The 18,771-nt window shown below is 63.4% G+C and carries 19 protein-coding genes and 1 tRNA gene; 11 read left to right on the forward strand and 9 right to left on the reverse strand.

Annotated elements, in window-relative coordinates:
• Positions 1-232 precede the first annotated feature (232 nt).
• Genes ampD through DLM46_RS02580 form a run of 3 tightly spaced genes read right to left on the reverse strand, consistent with a single transcriptional unit; the run spans position 233 to position 2,086 of the window.
• Positions 233-829 carry a 1,6-anhydro-N-acetylmuramyl-L-alanine amidase AmpD gene (gene ampD / locus DLM46_RS02570; protein WP_115099136.1) on the reverse strand — a complete coding sequence of 199 codons (597 nt, stop codon included), beginning with the start codon at positions 827-829 and terminating at the stop codon, positions 233-235.
• A complete protein-coding gene (locus DLM46_RS02575) occupies positions 826-1,143 on the reverse strand; it encodes a PP0621 family protein (protein WP_115099137.1) in 318 nt (105 codons plus the stop codon). Before DLM46_RS02575 ends, ampD begins: the two co-directional genes overlap by 4 nt.
• A gap of 7 nt (positions 1,144-1,150) precedes the next feature.
• Positions 1,151-2,086 (reverse strand): cytochrome C assembly family protein, encoded by a 936-nt coding sequence (locus tag DLM46_RS02580; protein WP_115099140.1) that lies wholly within the window; start codon positions 2,084-2,086, stop codon positions 1,151-1,153.
• A gap of 81 nt (positions 2,087-2,167) precedes the next feature.
• Here DLM46_RS02580 and ffh point away from each other — a divergent pair, with 81 nt between their 5' ends.
• Positions 2,168-3,535, forward strand: a complete 1,368-nt coding sequence (ffh, locus tag DLM46_RS02585; protein ID WP_115099142.1) for a signal recognition particle protein — start codon at positions 2,168-2,170, stop codon at positions 3,533-3,535.
• A gap of 140 nt (positions 3,536-3,675) precedes the next feature.
• Positions 3,676-4,227 (forward strand): hypoxanthine-guanine phosphoribosyltransferase, encoded by a 552-nt coding sequence (locus DLM46_RS02590; RefSeq protein ID WP_115099144.1) that lies wholly within the window; start codon positions 3,676-3,678, stop codon positions 4,225-4,227.
• 157 nt (positions 4,228-4,384) lie between these two features.
• Here DLM46_RS02590 and DLM46_RS02595 read toward each other — a convergent pair whose 3' ends face one another.
• Both DLM46_RS02595 and DLM46_RS02600 read right to left on the reverse strand, forming a co-directional pair.
• Positions 4,385-4,984: a MarC family protein gene (locus DLM46_RS02595; RefSeq protein WP_115099146.1), complete on the reverse strand. Its 600-nt coding sequence runs from the start codon at positions 4,982-4,984 to the stop codon at positions 4,385-4,387.
• Positions 4,985-4,996: 12 nt separating this feature from the next.
• Positions 4,997-6,733, reverse strand: coding sequence for a proline--tRNA ligase (locus tag DLM46_RS02600; protein ID WP_115099148.1), 1,737 nt, complete (start codon positions 6,731-6,733; stop codon positions 4,997-4,999).
• Positions 6,734-7,005: 272 nt separating this feature from the next.
• Here DLM46_RS02600 and DLM46_RS02605 point away from each other — a divergent pair, with 272 nt between their 5' ends.
• The gene (locus DLM46_RS02605) at positions 7,006-7,740 is read left to right on the forward strand and encodes an RNA pyrophosphohydrolase (RefSeq protein ID WP_115099150.1); all 735 of its coding nucleotides are present in this window, start codon (positions 7,006-7,008) and stop codon (positions 7,738-7,740) included.
• 74 nt (positions 7,741-7,814) lie between these two features.
• On the forward strand, positions 7,815-8,372 hold the full coding sequence (locus DLM46_RS02610; protein ID WP_115099152.1) for a CNP1-like family protein: 558 nt from the start codon (positions 7,815-7,817) through the stop codon (positions 8,370-8,372).
• A 118-nt stretch (positions 8,373-8,490) separates the two neighbouring features.
• Here DLM46_RS02610 and proB read toward each other — a convergent pair whose 3' ends face one another.
• From proB to rplU, 4 genes are all read right to left on the reverse strand, one after another.
• A complete protein-coding gene (proB, locus tag DLM46_RS02615) occupies positions 8,491-9,609 on the reverse strand; it encodes a glutamate 5-kinase (RefSeq protein WP_115099155.1) in 1,119 nt (372 codons plus the stop codon).
• A gap of 74 nt (positions 9,610-9,683) precedes the next feature.
• Positions 9,684-10,805, reverse strand: coding sequence for an Obg family GTPase CgtA (gene cgtA, locus DLM46_RS02620; protein ID WP_115099158.1), 1,122 nt, complete (start codon positions 10,803-10,805; stop codon positions 9,684-9,686).
• 245 nt (positions 10,806-11,050) lie between these two features.
• Complete coding sequence (rpmA, locus tag DLM46_RS02625) at positions 11,051-11,314, reverse strand: 50S ribosomal protein L27 (RefSeq protein ID WP_020071242.1); 264 nt, start codon at positions 11,312-11,314, stop codon at positions 11,051-11,053.
• A gap of 25 nt (positions 11,315-11,339) precedes the next feature.
• Positions 11,340-11,651 carry a 50S ribosomal protein L21 gene (rplU, locus tag DLM46_RS02630; RefSeq protein WP_007180329.1) on the reverse strand — a complete coding sequence of 104 codons (312 nt, stop codon included), beginning with the start codon at positions 11,649-11,651 and terminating at the stop codon, positions 11,340-11,342.
• 235 nt (positions 11,652-11,886) lie between these two features.
• On the opposite strand from rplU, the gene DLM46_RS02635 reads away from it, so the two are divergent.
• From DLM46_RS02635 to coaE, 7 genes are all read left to right on the forward strand, one after another.
• Positions 11,887-12,879, forward strand: a complete 993-nt coding sequence (locus DLM46_RS02635) for a polyprenyl synthetase family protein (RefSeq protein ID WP_115099161.1) — start codon at positions 11,887-11,889, stop codon at positions 12,877-12,879.
• Between the two features lie 48 nt (positions 12,880-12,927).
• Positions 12,928-13,004, forward strand: a tRNA-Pro gene (locus DLM46_RS02640).
• Positions 13,005-13,210: 206 nt separating this feature from the next.
• Positions 13,211-14,515 (forward strand): HlyC/CorC family transporter, encoded by a 1,305-nt coding sequence (locus tag DLM46_RS02645; RefSeq protein ID WP_208866226.1) that lies wholly within the window; start codon positions 13,211-13,213, stop codon positions 14,513-14,515.
• A 130-nt stretch (positions 14,516-14,645) separates the two neighbouring features.
• Positions 14,646-15,938: a GspE/PulE family protein gene (locus tag DLM46_RS02650; RefSeq protein WP_115099165.1), complete on the forward strand. Its 1,293-nt coding sequence runs from the start codon at positions 14,646-14,648 to the stop codon at positions 15,936-15,938.
• Entirely contained in the window at positions 15,935-17,164 is a 1,230-nt protein-coding gene (locus DLM46_RS02655; protein WP_115099167.1) for a type II secretion system F family protein, read from the forward strand. The genes DLM46_RS02650 and DLM46_RS02655 overlap by 4 nt, the downstream gene beginning before the upstream one ends.
• Before the next feature lie 28 nt (positions 17,165-17,192).
• Positions 17,193-18,134 carry a prepilin peptidase gene (locus DLM46_RS02660; RefSeq protein WP_115099169.1) on the forward strand — a complete coding sequence of 314 codons (942 nt, stop codon included), beginning with the start codon at positions 17,193-17,195 and terminating at the stop codon, positions 18,132-18,134.
• Between the two features lie 3 nt (positions 18,135-18,137).
• Positions 18,138-18,740, forward strand: a complete 603-nt coding sequence (gene coaE, locus DLM46_RS02665; protein ID WP_115099171.1) for a dephospho-CoA kinase — start codon at positions 18,138-18,140, stop codon at positions 18,738-18,740.
• Positions 18,741-18,771: the final 31 nt, after the last annotated feature.

Here is an 18,771-nt window from a genome sequence, read left to right on the forward strand (position 1 = left end):
TCAGGGAGCGGGGCGCCGCTTGTCAGCACGCTTGTCAATACACTCAGCAACACAATATGTAGTGCGGAACTGAATTTCTGGCACCAAGTATAGTGGAGTTTCAGGACAGATCAAATCGATTTATTTGCGCCTTCGGGGTTGACTTTTAGATCCCGCGGCGCGAAGCCGACTCCCCGGAGAGCAAGGCCGCGCCTAGCTCTGCTCGCATCACGCGAACTCGCGCGAAGGGTCGTTACGGCGTTTTGGAAAACTTGAGATAGGGGAAATACCGATCCGCGAGCGCGGTGTCGCGCTGCAGACGCTGCCACTCGAAATGCGGCCCTGGATCGGTCTTGCGACCGGGCGCGATGTCCGAGTGACCGGCGAGCGCTTCGACCGGATAGCGGGCCTCGAGCGCCCTCACGAGCGCGCCGAGCGTGTGGTATTGCGCCGCTTCGAAGGCCGTCGTGTCGCTGCCTTCCAGCTCGATGCCGATGGAGAAATCATTGCAGCGCTCGCGGCCGAAAAAATTCGACGGCCCGGCGTGCCAGGCGCGCTCGTCGCACGACACATATTGTTCGAGCACGCCGTCGCGGTGAATGACGAAATGCGCCGACACCCGCACGCCTCGCAGGTGCGTGTCGTAGTACGGATGGGCATCGCAGTCGAGGCGATTCTGGAACAGTTCGGCGATCGCCGTGCCGCCGAACTCGTTGGGCGGCAGGCTGATGTTATGGATGACGATCAGCGTCGGCGCGGCACCGGCGGGCCGCGCCTCGAAATTCGGCGATGGCAGTTTGTGTGCGGCGGCAACCCAACCGTCTGCATCGACGGTGAACTCGACGCTCATCGAGCGTCGCGGCCCGTCGGCCGCGCGCTGTGACGCTGCGCGTGCGCGGTGCTGCAGAACGGCTGCCCGTTCACCACGACCGAATCGCTCTTCGGCGCATGCACGCCGCACTCGACGCAACGGATCATCGGCTCGGCGAGTTGCGGCTGCGCTCCAGCGGACCCATGCGCGCCGCCATTCGAGCCTTTTGCACCCGCGGCACCATTCGCGCCAGCGCCGGCGCGCTGCGCCGAGTGCGCTTCATGACGACGCAGCGCCTTCACCAGCCACTGGCCGACGATGAACAACAGGATCAGCAAGAAAATTTGTCGCATAGGACACTCACACTACGGCACGGTGCAAAAGCACCTCGAAAACGAAACGGCTGCCGACATACGCCAGCAACAGCGCGACGAACGACGCCAGCACCCAGCGCAACGCCGCACGGCCGCGCCAGCCGGACACCTTGCGCGCGGTCAGCAGCGCGCCGAACATCACCCAGGAAAGAATCGCGAAGACGGTCTTGTGATCGAGCCGCAATGCGCGGTCGACCAGTTGCTCGCTGAACAGGATGCCCGAGACCAGGGTGAGCGTAAGCAGCACGAAGCCCGCGCCGATCAGACGGAACAGCAGCTTCTCCAGCGTCAGCAGCGGCGGCAAGGTATCGAGCCAACTGGATAGCCAGCCGTTCCCCGCTGCGGCCGCATGCCGCTGCGCGAGGCCGCCGCGCATCGCGTGCAGCCGGCGCTCGACCATCAGCATCAGAATCGCGTGCAGCGCCGCGATCGCGAACAAACCGTACGCGATGTTGGCGATCAGGAAGTGCAGCTTGAACATCGGCGCGGCCGAATACGGCAGTACACGCACGCCGCTGAACGCGAGCGGCAATAAAGACGCCACGCAGGCGAGCGGCAGCACCAGCAGGCGCAGCCCGTCGAGCGGAAAGAAAAAGCTCTCGATCCAATAGATGCCGGCGCCGAGCCAGAACATCGCCGACAGCGCGAACGCGAAGCCGAACACCATCGCGTTCTGAGGAAAGATGGTGGTATGCAGCAGCACGCCGTGCGCGAGCAGCGCGACGAACAGCAGCGCGCGGCCCGACGTGCTCATGCCTGAGGCGGCCGATGAAGCCGCTGAAGCCGGCATGCCCGCGCCGGCCGGCAGCGGCGGCACGCTCCCGAGCATGGGGCGCACGGCGGCGTGCCGGTGCGAGCGCCAGCCGGCGACGGCGAGACCGCCGTACAGGAGCGCGGTGAGGGCATACAGTACAATATCCATATTCGAAGTTTACACTAGGCCCCTGCTCCGCGACGTCTTCCACTTCGCGCGCTGCCCGGGCCGCACTGTTCATCGCTCCCCATGCTCGACAATCTCACTCAACGGATGGCGCGCGTCGTCAAGACGCTGCGCGGCGAAGCCCGGCTCACCGAGGCGAACACCCAGGAAATGCTGCGCGAAGTGCGCCTGGCGCTGCTCGAGGCGGACGTGGCGCTGCCCGTCGTGCGCGAGTTCATCGCCAAGGTGAAGGAAAAAGCGCTCGGCGAGGAAGTCATCAGCAGCCTGTCGCCGGGTCAGGCGCTGGTCGGCGTGGTGCAGCGCGAGCTGACCGCGGTGATCGGCGGCGACTACGAAGGCAAGGCTGCCGAACTCAATCTCGCCGTCACGCCGCCGGCCGTCATCCTGATGGCGGGTCTGCAAGGCGCCGGTAAGACCACCACGGTCGGCAAGCTCGCCAAGTTGCTGCGCGAGAAGTACAAGAAGAAAGTGCTGACCGTTTCGTGCGACGTCTACCGCCCGGCCGCTATCGCGCAGTTGAAGACGGTGACCGAGCAGGTCGGCGCGGAGTTCTTCCCGTCCGAACCGGATCAGAAGCCGGTCGATATCGCGCGCGCCGCGGTCGATTGGGCCAAGCGCCACTACCATGACGTGCTGCTGGTCGACACAGCCGGCCGTCTCGGTATCGACGAAGCGATGATGCAGGAAATCGCGGCGCTGCACAGCACGCTGAAGCCGGCGGAAACGCTGTTCGTGGTCGACGCGATGCTGGGTCAGGATGCGGTGAACACCGCCAAGGCCTTCAGCGACGCGCTGCCGCTCACCGGCGTTGTGCTTACCAAGCTCGACGGCGATTCGCGCGGCGGCGCGGCGCTCTCCGTGCGTCATGTAACAGGCAAGCCGATCAAGTTCGTCGGCGTCGCCGAAAAGCTCGATGGCCTCGAAGTCTTCTATCCGGACCGTATGGCGAACCGGATTCTCGGCATGGGCGACATTCTCGCCCTTGTCGAAGAAGCGCAGCGCGGTGTGGACGTGCAAGCCGCGCAGAAACTCGCGGACAAGGTCAAGAAAGGCGGCGACTTCGACCTTAACGACTTCCGCGCGCAACTCTCGCAGATGAAGAATATGGGCGGCCTGTCCACGCTGATGGACAAGCTGCCCGCGCAGTTCCAGCAGGCCGCCGCGGGCGCCGACATGGGCCAGGCCGAGAAGCAGATGCGCCGCATGGAAGGCATCATCAATTCGATGACACCGCAGGAGCGCGCCAAACCCGAACTCATCAAGGCCACCCGCAAGCGCCGCATCGCCGCGGGCGCGGGCGTGCAGGTGCAGGAAGTCAACCGCATGCTGAATCAATACGACCAGATGCGCACGATGATGAAGAAGCTCAAGGGCGGCAATCTGCAGAAGATGATGCGCGGAATGAAGGGCATGTTGCCCGGCATGCGCTAAGCTTTACCAAGACGGCGGCGCCCGCGATGCCGTACATGAACGGCTCGCGCGGCTGACTCCAGGTTTGTGCGGGTTTATTCTGTACCGCGTACCGCCGTTCTCACCCACACTATATATACAGTTATCGCCCGTCAGACGTCATGAACCGCGAAGAAGCTCTCCACATTTTTAGCCACTCCGAAGAAATCGTTTCGGCCGACGACGTCAACGCGTCGATCAGCGGCATGGCGGCCGCCATCCGCGACGAAATGAGCGAGGACTTCCCGCTCGTGCTGTCGGTGATGGGCGGCGCGGCGGTGTTCACCGGCATGCTGCTGCCGCACCTCGATTTTCCGCTCGAGTTCGACTACATCCACCTGACCCGCTACCGCAACACCACCAAGGGCGGCAACGAGATGCAGTGGCGCGTGGCGCCGGCCGAGTCGGTGAAGGATCGCGTGGTGCTGGTGCTCGACGACATTCTCGACGAAGGCGAGACGATGGCCGCGATCCGCGACCGCATCCTCGAAATGGGCGCGAAGCGCTTCCTGAGCGCGGTGCTGTGCGAGAAGATCATTCCGAAGGCCAAGCCGCTGCGCCCGGATTACTGCGGCTTCGAAGTGCCGGACCGCTATGTGTTCGGCTGCGGAATGGATGCCAAAGGCTATTGGCGCAACCTGCCGACCATCCGCGCGTTGACCGAAGGGGCGTGAGTTTCCAGTTTGTACATGCTTGCGGCTGAAGTCGCGGCGACAAAAAAAGCGGCCTTTTTGAACTGCACCCCAAAGGTTGGATCGGTGTCAAACTTTTGGGGTGCAGTTCATTTGCAGGCCGCTTTTTTTTATTGGCTGTGTGACGGTGACGCGCGTTTCATAGCTGGTGCACGAAGGTTCGAATCCCGCCGAGTATCATCTCGACCGAGATGGCCACCAGCACGAGCCCCATCAGCCGCTCGAACGCCATCATCGCGCGCTCGCCCAGCCAGTTCTGAATCCGCTCGGCGAGCATCAGCACGATCGCGCAGACGATCATCGTGACGGTCAAGGCACCGATCCACTCGAACATCTTGCCAGGCGCCTGCGACGTCAGCAGCATCACCGTCGCCAGCGCCGACGGACCCGCCAGAGCCGGAATGGCGAGCGGGACGATCAGCGGTTCGCCGCCGCGCGTGTCGCCGCCAAGCGGACCGTCCGGATGCGGAAACACCATCCGGAGCGCGATTAGAAACAGCACGATCCCGCCGCCGATGCGCAACGACTGATCCGTCAGGTTCATCATGCGCAGGAACCGGTCGCCGACCACCATGAAGACCAGCAGGATCGCGAAGGCGATCGCCACCTCACGGAGAATGACGACCGTGCGCCGCTTCGGCGCCACGCCACGCAGACAACTGATGAAGATCGGAATATTGCCGAGCGGGTCGGTGATCAGCAGCAGCAGGACCGTGGCGGACAGGAAGGTGTACTCCACCGTCCGCTCCGCTTAATGCGTCAACGCGTCGCGGATCTTCCCGATCACCGTTTGCGCGGCGTCTTCGACCGGCAGCAGCGTCGCTTCGACATCGCGACGCCCCTGGTATTCGAGCTTGCCTTCCTTCAGACCGCGATCGCCAATCACCAGGCGATGCGGCACGCCGATCAGCTCCCAGTCGGCGAACATCACGCCCGGTCGCTCGCCGCGATCGTCGAGGATCACGTCGATGCCCGCTTCAACCAAGGCCGCGTACAGCTTGTCGGCCTGCTCGCGCACGGCGTCGCTGCGGTCATATCCCATCGGACACAACACGACTTCAAACGGGGCGATCGATTCCGGCCAGATGATGCCCTTGTCGTCGAAATTCTGTTCAATCGCCGCGCCGAGAATACGCGTGATGCCAATGCCGTAGCAGCCCATTTCCATTGGCTGCGGCTTGCCGGTTTCGTCGAGGCACGTCGCGTTCATTGCTTCCGAATACTTCGTTCCGAGCTGGAACACGTGGCCGACTTCAATGCCACGGCAGATGTCGATCACGCCCTTGCCGTCCGGCGACGGATCGCCCTTCTGCACGTTGCGGATATCGGCGACCACCGGTTCCGGCAGATCGCGGCCCCAGTTCACGCCGGTTGTGTGGTAATCGATCTCGTTCGAGCCGACCACGAAGTCGCTCATGTTCGCGACCGTGCGATCCGCAACCACCTTGACCGGCTTCTTCGTGTTGATCGGGCCGAGGTAACCCGGCGGCGTGCCGAAGGTCTCGACGATCTCGGCTTCAGTGGCCATGCGGAATTCGGCCAGACCCGGCAGCTTGCTCGCCTTGATCTCGTTCAGATCGTGATCGCCGCGCAGCATCAGCAGCCAGATAGTCGGCTCGGCGCCTTCGTTTTCCGTGGCGAGGACGATCGACTTGATGGTGCGCTCGAGCGGAATGTTCAGCAGTTCAGCCACGGCCTCGCACTTGGCCTTGCCGGGCGTTGCGGTCTTCTTCATTTCCTCGGCGGGCGCTGCGCGCTCCTTGTAGAGCGGCAGTGCTTCAGCAGCTTCGACGTTCGCCGCGAAGTCGGAAGTCGGGCAGTAGGCGATCGCGTCTTCGCCGGTCTCGGCGATCACGTGGAATTCATGCGAGCCGCTGCCGCCGATCGAACCGTTGTCCGCCGCCACCGCGCGAAAGTCCAGACCGAGGCGCGTGAAGATGCGCACGTAGGCGTTGTACATCTTGCGATAAGTCTCGCGCAGGCCTTCTGGGTCCTTGTCGAACGAATACGCGTCTTTCATGATGAACTCGCGGCCGCGCATCACGCCGAAACGCGGACGGATTTCGTCGCGGAACTTCGTCTGGATCTGGTAGAAGTTCACCGGCAACTGGCGGTAGCTCTTGATCTGGTTACGCGCAATGTCCGTCACCACTTCTTCGTGGGTCGGTCCGATCACGAAATCGGATTGCTTGCGGTCCTTGATGCGCAGCAGTTCGGGGCCGTACTTTTCCCAGCGGCCCGACTCCTGCCACAGTTCAGCCGGCTGCACCGCCGGCATCAACAACTCGATCGCGCCTGCCCGGTTCATTTCTTCGCGCACGATGGCTTCCACCTTGCGGATCGAGCGCAGGCCGACCGGCAGGTAGTTATAGATGCCGCCGGCGACGCGGCGGATCATGCCGGCGCGCACCATGAGCTTGTGACTGACGATCTCGGCGTCGGCGGGCGCTTCTTTCAGGGTGCCGATAAAGAAACGGGAAGCTTTCATTCAGATTTTCCAAAAGCGGCGGCTCCGGAGGGACCGCCCGAAAGGTGAAAACGGTGGGGAATCAACGCAGACCCGGCGCAGGCCCGCCAGACCACGGCGCCGACGCTGCCGCGCAAAGCCCTTGTAGCAAGGGGTAAGGCACGGAAAGACTGACAGGCTACCGCAAACGCGGCCCTTTTGCGGCGAATCGTTCCATTCTGGTGCGAATCGGTGCGTCGGGACCGTTATCTGTTTATAATCAAAGCAATTTTAAAGGATTCGAAGGTGGTTGTATGCTGGATCGTGAAGGCTTTCGCCCGAACGTCGGCATCATCCTCTTGAACGCGCACAACGAGGTGTTTTGGGGCAAGCGGCTCCGTGAACATTCCTGGCAGTTTCCGCAAGGGGGCATCAAGTACGGTGAGACCCCCGTGCAAGCGATGTATCGGGAGTTACACGAAGAAACCGGCCTGCTTCCTGAGCACGTCAAGGTGATCGGTCGCACGCGCGACTGGTTGCGTTATGAGGTGCCTGACAAGTTCATCAAGCGCGAAGTACGCGGTCATTACCGCGGCCAGAAACAAATCTGGTTTTTGCTCCGGATGGTTGGACGCGATTGCGACATCTGCTTGCGTGCCACCGACCACCCTGAGTTCGATGCGTGGCGCTGGAACGAGTACTGGGTGCCGCTCGACTGTGTGATCGAGTTCAAGCGGGATGTGTATCAGTTGGCGCTGACGGAGCTATCCCGTTTCATGCGCCGGACTGCGCCGCGTGCGGAAAAACCTGGCGGGCACCATGGGCCGCGTTATCCCCGGATAGCGTCGTCGATGGAAGGTCCGCCGGATTCGACGGTGATGACGGTAACGTCCGTTAGCATCGAAACATCGATTCACACGACGTCGATCGTGTCCGATTGCGTGCCGGGCTCCGGGTCGGAAACCGAAGTGGGTGCCGCGTCGGGTCAAGAAGACGAACCGGAGCGCGAAACCGCCGGCTCGCTCTTTCGAAGAGGCGTGCGCAGTTAACAATCTATGCGGCTGTCCATGCCGCCTCTGCTGGCGCGGCTCGACAGCCGCGCCGGTGTTTCGAGGAAATCATATTGAAAGCACTTGCTCTCGTCGTGGCGTGCGTCGCCACCGGCGCTCTGCTGGCTGGCTGTTCGAGCGCCGGTAAATCAACCAATAAAGACGACAGCGCGTTCACCTATCTGCTGGACCGGCAGACTACCTGGGTTGAAAACAAGGTGGACACCTTGCCGCCGCTGCCGCAAGACTCGAACCTGCTGCCCTTCGAGGTTTCCGGCAACACGCCGCTGCAGTTCTCGGTCGACAAAAACGCGCTTAGCGTCGGCACCGACGGCGTGGTGCGCTATACCGTGGTCGTGACGAGCCCCAGCGGCGCGCGCAATGTGAATTACGAGGGGATTCGCTGCGATACCTACGAATGGCGTCTATATGCGGGCCTGAACGCGGATCACGACGGCTGGGACAGAGCTGTCGCGAATGACTTCACGCGCATCGAGAACGGCGCGCTGAACGCCTATCAGGCGGCGCTGTACCAGGATTATATGTGCGCGAACAAGATACCCACGGGCAGCGCGAAGCAGATCGTCGAGAACATCCGCAACAAGCGCACGGCGACCTCAACGATCCGCTGAGACGTTTTTTCGAGCGTTCTTCACATCTGAGCGACGCTTCGCAGAAGTAAAAAGGCCGTTCCGGCTCACGCTGGAACGGCTTTTTTGTATGCAGAGCAGGCCCTGCGGCGGCGGTGGATCAGATCAGCACGAGGTTGTCGCGGTGAATCAACTCCGGCTCCAGCATGTAGCCGAGTACCGATTCGATATCGCCGCTCGGACGCCGCTGGATCAGCTTGGTTTCCGCGCTGCTGTAGTTCGTCAGACCACGCGCGACTTCCCGCCCGGCGACGCTCAGACACGCGATCACTTCGCCGCGCGCAAACGCGCCCTGCACGCCGACGATGCCGATCGGCAGCAAGCTCTTGCCGCCCTCGGTCAACTTCTCGACCGCGCCGTCGTCGATCACGACGTGGCCGCGCACCTGCAGGTGATCCGCCATCCATTGCTTGCGCGCCGCCATCCGCGCGGTGCGCGCAATCAGCTGCGTGCCGATCGCTTCGCCCGAGGCGAGTCGCGACAACACATCCGCTTCGCGACCGCTCGCGATCACCGTGTCGGCGCCGCTGTGCGCCGCGCGCTTGGCGGCGAGAATCTTGGTCAGCATGCCGCCACGGCCGAGGCTCGAGCCCGCGCCGCCGGCCATCGCTTCGAGTTCCGGCGCGCCGGCGTCGGCTTGCTGGACAAGCGTGGCACTCGGATCCTTGCGCGGGTCAGCGGTGAAAAGACCTTGCTGATCAGTGAGGATAACGAGCGCGTCCCCTTCGATCAGGTTCGCGACAAGCGCACCCAAGGTGTCGTTGTCGCCGAACTTGATTTCGTCGGTCACGACAGTGTCGTTCTCGTTGATGATCGGCACGACGCCCAAGCGCAGCAGGGTCAGCAACGTGGAGCGCGCGTTCAGATAGCGTTCGCGGTCGGCCAGATCGGCATGCGTCAGCAGAATCTGTGCGGTCTGGATCGAATGCTCGGCAAAGCGGCTCTCGTAGACCTGCGCCAAGCCCATTTGACCGACGGCCGCGGCCGCCTGCAGTTCGTCGATTTCGCGTGGCCGCCGGGTCCAGCCGAGCCGCTGCATCCCTTCAGCGATGGCGCCCGAGCTGACCAGCACGACTTCCTTGCCCTGCGCGCGCAGCGCCGCAATCTGCGCGGCCCAGCGGCCGATAGCAGCATGATCGAGGCCGCGCCCGTCGTTGGTGACGAGGCTCGAGCCGACTTTCACTACCAATCGCCGTGAATCTGCGATGACGGAACGCATTGTGCGCGGTCTCCCAAGATAACGCGTGGTGTCTGCCGGCAGCCTCTTTGACGTACCGCCGGCGCTCAGGCTTGTTATTCCTGCGGGTCGACGCTGTCAGGCGCCGCAGCGGCCGGTGCTTCCGGCTTGTCGCGAAAACGCACGTCGGCGGCGAGGTCTTCGGCTTCGGCCGCGCGCTGCGCGTCCGAATGCGCGGCGATGTGGTCGAACACCGCATAGCAAAGATTCTCGCAACCCTGGCCAGTCAACGCCGAAATCTCGAACACCGGACCGTCCCAGCCGAAGCCTTCGAGGAATGCCGCGACGCGCGCTTCGCGCTCGTCTTCAGGCACCATGTCGAGCTTGTTCAGCACCAGCCAGCGCGGCTTCTCATACAGCAGCTCGTCATACTTGCGCAGCTCGTTGACGATTGCCTTGGCTTCCGCGACCGGATCGACCGCCTCGTCAAATGGCGCAAGGTCGACGATGTGCAGCAGCAAACCGGTGCGCTGCAAATGGCGCAGGAACTGATGACCGAGGCCAGCGCCTTCCGCCGCGCCCTCGATCAGCCCAGGAATATCGGCGATCACGAAGCTGCGGCTCGGTCCGACGCGCACCACGCCGAGATTCGGCGCGAGCGTGGTGAACGGGTAATCGGCGATTTTCGGCTTCGCGTTCGACACCGACGAAATGAAGGTCGACTTGCCGGCGTTCGGCATGCCGAGCAGGCCGACGTCGGCCAGCACCTTCAATTCGAGGCGAACCATGCGGCGCTCGCCGGGCTTGCCGTCGGTCTTTTGACGCGGTGCGCGGTTCGTACTGGATTTGAAATGCAGGTTGCCGAGGCCGCCTGCGCCGCCTTGCGCGATCTGCACGCTCTGATTGTGCTCGGTCAGGTCGGCGATCAGCTCGCCGGTTTCCATGTCCGTAATGGTAGTGCCGACCGGCATGCGCAACGTGATGTCGTCGCCGCCCTTGCCGTAGCAGTCCGCGCCGCGGCCGTTTTCGCCGTTGCGGGCCATATGTTTTTTCGCGTAGCGGTAGTCGATCAGCGTGTTGATGTTGCGGTCTGCCACCGCGATCACGCTGCCGCCCCGGCCGCCGTCGCCGCCATCCGGGCCGCCGAACGGAACGAATTTCTCGCGGCGCATCGACGCGCTGCCATCCCCTCCGTCGCCGGCGATGACTTCAATCCTCGCTTCGTCAATGAACTTCATGCGTAACTCCGTCCCGTGGTGTACTGCCAGATGGTGCTGCCAGGTTTGATACTGTTGGATACTGCCATTTTGCCGTGCCCGCCGCGGGCTGATCAATCAGCTGTTCGGCTAGCCGCACCGCCATGGCCGACTCAATCTCGCGAACTCGTCCGGCGTATTCGTCCGGCGAAAAGCGCTGCAATAAAAAAAGCCCCGCTAACTTCGCGGGGCCTTTTTCCGGTCCTGAAGCCCGTGCCTGATTAAACTCAGACTGCTGCCGGGACGACGTTGACCATGTGCTTCTTCGCTGCGCCTTTCGTCGAGAACTGGACGTGGCCGTCCGTCAACGCGAACAAGGTGTGATCCTTGCCGATACCGACGTTTTCACCAGCGTGCATACGCGTGCCACGTTGACGCACGATGATGCCGCCAGCGTTGATGGCCTGACCGCCGTAAACCTTCACGCCGAGACGCTTCGATTCAGAGTCGCGGCCGTTCCGGGACGATCCGCCTGCCTTTTTGTGTGCCATTTGATTTGCTCCTTAACCGGTGCGCTTACGCGTTGATCGCGTCGATGCGCAGTTCGGTATAGTTCTGGCGGTGGCCGCCATGCTTCTGGTAGTGCTTCCGGCGACGCATCTTGAAGATGGTCACTTTGGCGTGACGACCTTGCGACACGACGGTAGCCTTGACGGAAGCCCCACTGACCAGCGGCGTACCGAACTTAATCGATTCGCCTTCGCCCACTGCGAGAACCTGGTCGAGCGTGATTTCAGCGTCAATGTCTGCCGGTATCTGTTCTACTTTAAGTTTTTCGCCGACGGCAACTTTATACTGCTTGCCACCGGTTTTTATGACCGCGTACATTGAGAACCTCACTCTGTGTTCATTTTTCCCACGCACCGCGCGCGGAAACCCGTGATTATACATAGAGTTAGCTGCGCGGTCAAAACTCGTTGAAAGGCGCCGAACCCGCCGCCCAGCCGCCGTACGGCACCGGCGCACGCCCTTGCCGTGGCCCGCGTTACGGCGCGCCACAGCCTGCGACCCGGAACTGTCGCGATTCGCCTTATAATTCGCGGCACTACCCAATTCAGCCATCATGTCGTCGACTGCCACCCCCTCCTCCAACGCCGCCAGCCTGCTCGCTCCGATCGCCGAAGACATGCAGCAGGTCAATCGCGTCATACGGCACCGTCTGGCGTCCGACGTGATGCTGATCAATCAGATCTCCGAGTACATCATCAGCGCCGGCGGCAAGCGGCTGCGGCCCGCGTTGCTGCTGCTGGTGGCGGGCGCGCTGGGTGAAACCACCGGACATCGGCATGAACTGGCCGCAGTGGTCGAATTCATCCATACGGCCACGCTGCTGCACGACGACGTAGTCGACGAATCCGATCTGCGGCGCGGCCGGCAGACCGCCAACGCGCTGTTCGGCAATGCGGCGAGTGTGCTGGTCGGCGACTTTCTGTACTCGCGCTCGTTCCAGATGATGGTCGGCGTAGGCAAGATGCGCGTGATGGAAATCCTGTCGGAGGCGACCAACATCATCTCCGAAGGCGAAGTGCTACAACTGCTGAACATGCACGACGCCGACGTGGACGAAGGGCGCTACATGCAGGTGATCCGCTACAAAACGGCCAAACTGTTCGAAGCCGCCGCCCAGCTCGGCGCGGTGCTGGCCGGCTCGGATGCGAAAACCGAAGCCGCGGCGGCAGAATTCGGCCGGCGCATCGGCACAGCGTTCCAGATCATGGACGACTGGCTCGACTACACGGGTACGGCGGAATCGATGGGCAAGAACGCGGGCGACGACCTGCGCGAAGGTAAACCCACGCTCCCGCTGATCTATCTGATCGAACGCGGCACGCCGGAGCAGTCGGCGCTAGCACGCGAGGCGATCGAACACGGCGGAACCGACCGTTTCGACACGATTTTCGAGGCCATCACACGTTCCGGCGCGCTGGATCACACGCTCGAATGCGCGAAACAGGAAGCCCAGGCGGCCGCCGCCGCAATTTCTTCGTTTCCCGATTCCATTTACAAAGAAAGCCTGCTAGAATTATGTTCTTACTCGACGGCAAGACAGTCTTGAACGAGACTGAAACGCCGGAATAGTCTGAATCGAGTCCGCAGTACAAATCGGGGTGTAGCTTAGCCTGGTAGAGCGCTACGTTCGGGACGTAGAGGCCGGAGGTTCGAATCCTCTCACCCCGACCAGATTTGCCTTGTTAGCTCAAGGCTCAAAAAAACCGCCCAGCTTGCTCGGCGGTTTTTTGTTTTGGGTCGTACTTTTCTGTGCCTCTTTTCGCTTTTCATGCGAGACCCGCGCTGAAGTGTCATGTGCGTCAAGCCATCCGGCCAGGCGGCTCGCACGGCCCCCTCTGCTATATTCTCTCCATCCTGTCCCCTATCCTTCACGACGCGTGGAACAACTTCCCTTATGGGCGCAGATTGGCGCTGTCTTTCTGCTGCTCGTCTGCTCCAGTTTCTTTTCGATTTCCGAAACGGCGATGATGGCGATCAACCGCCATCGCCTGAAACATCTTGCCAATCAGAACGTGCTCGGCGCAAAGACCACGCAAGGTCTGCTCGCGCGCACCGACCAGCTGTTGAGCGTCGTCCTGATCGGCAACAATCTGTTCAACACGATCATCCCGGTGCTCACCACCTCGATCGCGCTGCACACATTCGGCCGTAACAACCTGGTGCTGTCGATCGCGACCGGCATCGTTGCGTTTCTGATCATTGTGTTCGCGGAGATCACGCCGAAAATCGTCGGCGCGACGTTCCCGGAAAAGATAGCGCTGCCGGCCAGCCTGCTGATCGCGCCGATGATGCGCGTCACGAGGCCGCTCGTCTGGTTCGTCAATCTGATCGCAAACGGCATGCTGCAGGTGCTGCATATCAACACCAAGGGCGCGCACGACCAGCGTCTTTCCACCGAAGAGCTTCGCACCATCGTGCTCGAATCGGGCAGCTTCATGCCCACCAAACACCGCAGCATTCTGCTGAACCTGTTCGACCTCGAAAACATTTCCGTCGACGACGTGATGATCCCGCGCCGCCGGATTGAAGCGCTCGACTTCGACGCGCCATTCGAGCAGATCCTGCATCAGCTCGAAACCTGCTATCACAACAAGCTGATCGTCTATCAGGGCGATATTGACCGGGTACTTGGCGTATTGCACGTACGCAAGACGCTGGCAGCGCTGCACAACCAGGAACTGGAGCGCGAAACGCTGCGCGAATTGCTGGCCGAGCCGTATTTCGTGCCGACCGGCACGCCAGTGTTCCAGCAGCTGCAGTACTTCCAGGAAAGCCGTCATCGCACGGCGCTGGTCGTCAACGAGTACGGCGAGCTACAGGGGCTGATCACGCCGGAAGACATCATCGAAGAACTGATCGGCGAATTCACCACGTCGATTCCGCGTGGCGCCAATTCGCGCGGCGGCTGGAACGAGACCGGCGAATGCATCGTCGCGGGCAGCATGCCGCTGCGCGAACTGAACCGCTGGCTGCATCTCACGCTGCCCACCGACGGACCGAAAACGCTCAACGGCCTGATCCTCGAAATTCTCGAAGACATCCCCGACGGCGACATGTGCGTGCAGATCGGCGACGTGAAACTCGAAGTGATGCGCAGCGACGATCAGGCGATCCGCACCGTCAAGCTGTTCAGGCCACCCACGCGCGCGGGCGCGAAAGCCACGAAAGCGGCGCGCAGCTGAGTCCTGCACGCTGCAGCATCGCACACGGGCACAACGCGCGCCATTAGCCGATCGGCTGAATGGCGGCGAGCGCCGCCTTACCGGATGATGAAGTCGTCGTGTTCTACAGGCGGCTCATCACCGGTCCCTCATGCAAGATTCTTTTCAAGCTGCGGCGCCGGCGTTGCGGCCCATCGCGTTCAATAGCGATATCGCCGCCAAACCGAAGCCCAACGCGTTCGCGGCGCAAGCCGGCACAAACCTCCCCGATCCCGGCGACGCTCCTGCCGTCCGGCTGCTGGCCGACACGTTGCAGGAAGCGATCCGCCGCAACGCGTCGGACCTGCACATCGAACCGGCGGAGCACGGCTGGCGCGTGCGTTTGCGGATCGACGGCGTGCTGCACGAGATCCCCGCGCCTGCAGCGCATTTGCGCGACGCGTTCATCACGCGCGTGAAAGTGCTGGCGCGCATGGACATCGCCGAGAGGCGGGTGCCGCAGGACGGCCGGCTGCGTATCGCCGCGTCGCCCGGCCGGACGGAAGACTATCGCGTCAACTCGCTGCCTACCCTGTTCGGTGAAAAGCTGGTGTTACGCAGGCTCGACGCGCTGCCCGCCGACCTTTCGCTCGACTCTCTCGGCCTCGATCCGCAACAGCGCAAAGCGGTGGACGCCGCAATCCGCGCGCCGCACGGCCTCGTGCTCGTCACCGGCCCGACTGGCAGCGGCAAAACGCTGTCGCTGTATTGCTTTCTGCAACTGCTCAATGTCGAGGCGCGCAATCTCTGTTCGGTCGAAGATCCGGCTGAGATTCAATTGGCGGGAATCAATCAGGTCAGCGTGCGCGAAAAGGCGGGACTGACCTTCGCGGTGGCGTTGCGCGCGTTTCTGCGTCAGGACCCGGACGTGATCATGGTCGGTGAAATCCGCGACGACGAAACCGCCGACGTCGCCGTAAAGGCCGCGCAAACCGGCCACCTGGTGCTGTCCACCCTGCATACGAACGACGCCCCTGCTGCCGTCGCGCGCCTGATCGACATCGGCGTCGAGCCGTACAACCTCGCCGCCGCGCTGCGGATGGTGACGGCGCAGCGGCTCGTGCGGCGGCTTTGTCCGGCGTGCCGCGCACCGGCGCCGCAATCGGCGGCGGCGCTGCGAGCAGCAGGTTTTGCCGGCCACCAGCTCGACGGCTGGCAGCCGTATGCCGCGAGCGGATGCGCGGCCTGCCACGGCATCGGCTACCGGGGCCGCGTCGGGGTTCACCAGGTGATGCCAATCTCCGATGCAATGCGCGAGCTGATCGTGACAAGCGCGAGCACGCACGAGCTTGCCCGCCTCGCGCAGGCCGAACGGGTGCCCACGCTACGCGACGCGGCGTTGGCCCGCGTCCGCGACGGCACCACGAGTCTCGCCGAAGCGCTTGCCGCAACCGAAGTCGCATGATCGCCGCCACACCTCCTCAGCCCGCGTCGGCCGATCTGCGTTTCCGATGGCGCGGCGTCGACGCCGACGGCGTCCAGAAAAACGGCGCTCTCATTGCGCCGGACGCCGATGCCGCGCGAGCGCTGCTCAAGCGCGACAAACTGTTCATCGTCGAACTGACGGCCCGCGGGCCCGCGCCGCGCCCCAAAACGCGCGCCGCCGACGTCACGATCTTCACCCGCCAGCTTGCCAGTCTGCTGCGCGCCGGTTTGCCGCTCGCGCCCGCGCTCGACCTTCTCGCCCAGACGCAGAGTTCACGTCAGCCCGGCATGCCGCGGATCGTCGGCACGCTGGCGCGTGATATCACCGCCGGCCTGCGTTTTTCGGCGGCGTTGCAGCGGCATCCGGCGCAATTCAATGCGTTGTACTGCCAGCTCGTCGAGGTCGGCGAAGCGGCCGGCGCATTGGCAACGGTCCTCGCCCGGCTCGCCGACGACCGCGAACGCGCCGCCGCGCAGCGTGCCAAGGTGCGAGCGGCGCTGACCTATCCGGTGGCGATTCTGCTGCTCGCGATTGTGATTACCGCAGCGTTGCTGATATGGGTCGTCCCCACCTTCAAGCAGATCTTCGACGGCTTCGGCGCGAAGCTGCCCGCACCGACGCAGTTCGTGCTGGCGCTCTCATCCGCTGCAGCGCGCTGGAGCCTACCCGTGGTGGTCATGTGTTTCGCTGCGGCCTGGGCCGTGACGCTGCTGCAACGGCGTTCCGAAGCGGTACGCATCTCCTTCGCCCGCCTGTCGCTGAGGATACCGGTCGCCGGTCCGTTGCTGGGCACGTTATGCGCCGCCCGCTGGAGCCGCGCGCTCGGCACGCTGCTGTCGGCCGGCACGCCGCTCGCCGACGCATTCGATTCATTGACGCACGCTACCGGCAACGCATTCTTCGACCGCGCCACCGCGGATATTGCCGCGCGGCTGCGGCGCGGCGAACGGCTCGCCGCGGCGATGCGCGCGGCGCTCTGTTTTCCGCCGGAGGTCGTCCAGCCGGTGGCGGTTGCCGAAGAATCCGGCGCGCTCGATACGATGCTGATCGACATAGCATCTCTAAGCGATCGTCAGGTAGACGAAAAGATCGGCACGCTGTCGAGCCTGTGCGAGCCGCTCGTCATCATCGTGCTCGGTACACTGGTCGGCGGCCTTGTAATCGCGATGTATCTTCCCATTATTCAACTCGGCAACGTGGTGTAGCATCGCAGCCGAATCCAACTCTTTCGCCATGCAGGCTACCGCCCAACTCGTGTCAGAAACTTCTTCCAGCGTGCTTTCGGGCTTGCTGCCCGGCCACTTCGCAGCCGGACTCAGCCTCGCGTTCGGCAGTCTGCCGGCCGGACTGCAGATTGCATTCGCCATCGTGTTCGGCCTCGTGATCGGCAGTTTCCTCAACGTGGTCGTGCATCGCGTGCCGATCATGCTCGAGCGTGCATGGCGCGAGGAAGTCAGCGAGGCAACCGACAAACCGCTCGAGGAAGACGGCCTGCCCGCGCGCTACAACCTGTGGGTGCCGCGCAGCGCCTGCCCGCACTGCGGCCACGTGCTGAGCGCCTGGGAGAACCTGCCGGTGCTGAGTTATCTGCTCCTGCGCGGGCGCTGCTCCGCATGCAAGAGACGCGTGAACCTGCGCTACCCGTTGCTCGAAATCGCCAGCGCCGCCTGCGCGGCAGGCGCGCTCGCGCTGTATGGCCCGACCGGCATGGCGCTCGCCGCTTTCGGCCTGTGCGCTGCGTTGCTGGCGATGAGCGCGATCGACATCGACACCCATCTGCTGCCGGACTCCATGACACTGCCGCTGTTGTGGGCAGGTCTGATCGTCAACTTCAACGGCATGTTCGCGAGCCTGCACGATGCGGTGCTGGGCGCGATCTTCGGCTACCTGGTACTGTGGGTCGTGCACTGGCTGTTCCGGTTGGTGCGCGGAGTCGAAGGCATGGGCTATGGCGATTTCAAACTGCTGGCCGCGCTCGGCGCGTGGCTTGGCTGGGCCGCGCTGCCGCAGATCGTGCTGATCGCGGCAGTCGCCGGCGCGGTGGTCGGTCTCGCGGCAACGTGGCGTGGACGCATGCGCTTTGAAGAACCGCTGCCGTTCGGCCCGTTTCTAGCCGCGGGCGGTGCTGTTACGCTGTTTCTAGGCACACCGCTTTATCTGGCTCTGGGAGGCTGAGGCATGTTCGCTGTGGGACTGACCGGCGGCATCGGCAGCGGCAAATCGACCGTGGCGGATCTGTTCGCCGTGCGCGGCGTGCCGCTCGTCGATACGGACCTGATCGCGCACCGCATCACCGCGCCGCAAGGCATTGCGATGCCGCAGATCGCCGCCGAGTTCGGCGACTCGTTCGTCGCGTCGGACGGCTCGCTCGACCGCGCCCGCATGCGCACCCTGGTGTTCAGCGACGACGGCGCGCGCAAGCGCCTCGAAGGCATCACGCACCCGTTGATTCGCGCGGAGACCGAGCGCGAGCAGCGCGAGGCGCACGGGCCGTATGTGATCGTGGTCGTCCCGCTGCTGGTCGAGTCGGGTAGCTGGACGAGCCGTGTGAATCGCGTGCTGACAGTCGATTGCAGTGTCGAAACGCAAATCTCGCGCGTGATGCGCCGCAACGCGTTCAGCCGCGAACAGGTGCTGGCGATCATCGCCCGGCAGGCCACGCGCGAAGCGCGCCTCGCCGCAGCCGACGACGTGATCGACAACGACAACGTGCCGCTCGATGCGCTCGTGGCGCAGGTCGACGCGCAGCATCGCGCGTATTTGGCGCTCGCAGGCGCTTGAGCAGCGAGCGCGCATGAGCGGCACGCAACAT

It is taken from the genome of Paraburkholderia lacunae (assembly GCF_003353175.1).
GTDB lineage: Bacteria > Pseudomonadota > Gammaproteobacteria > Burkholderiales > Burkholderiaceae > Paraburkholderia > Paraburkholderia lacunae.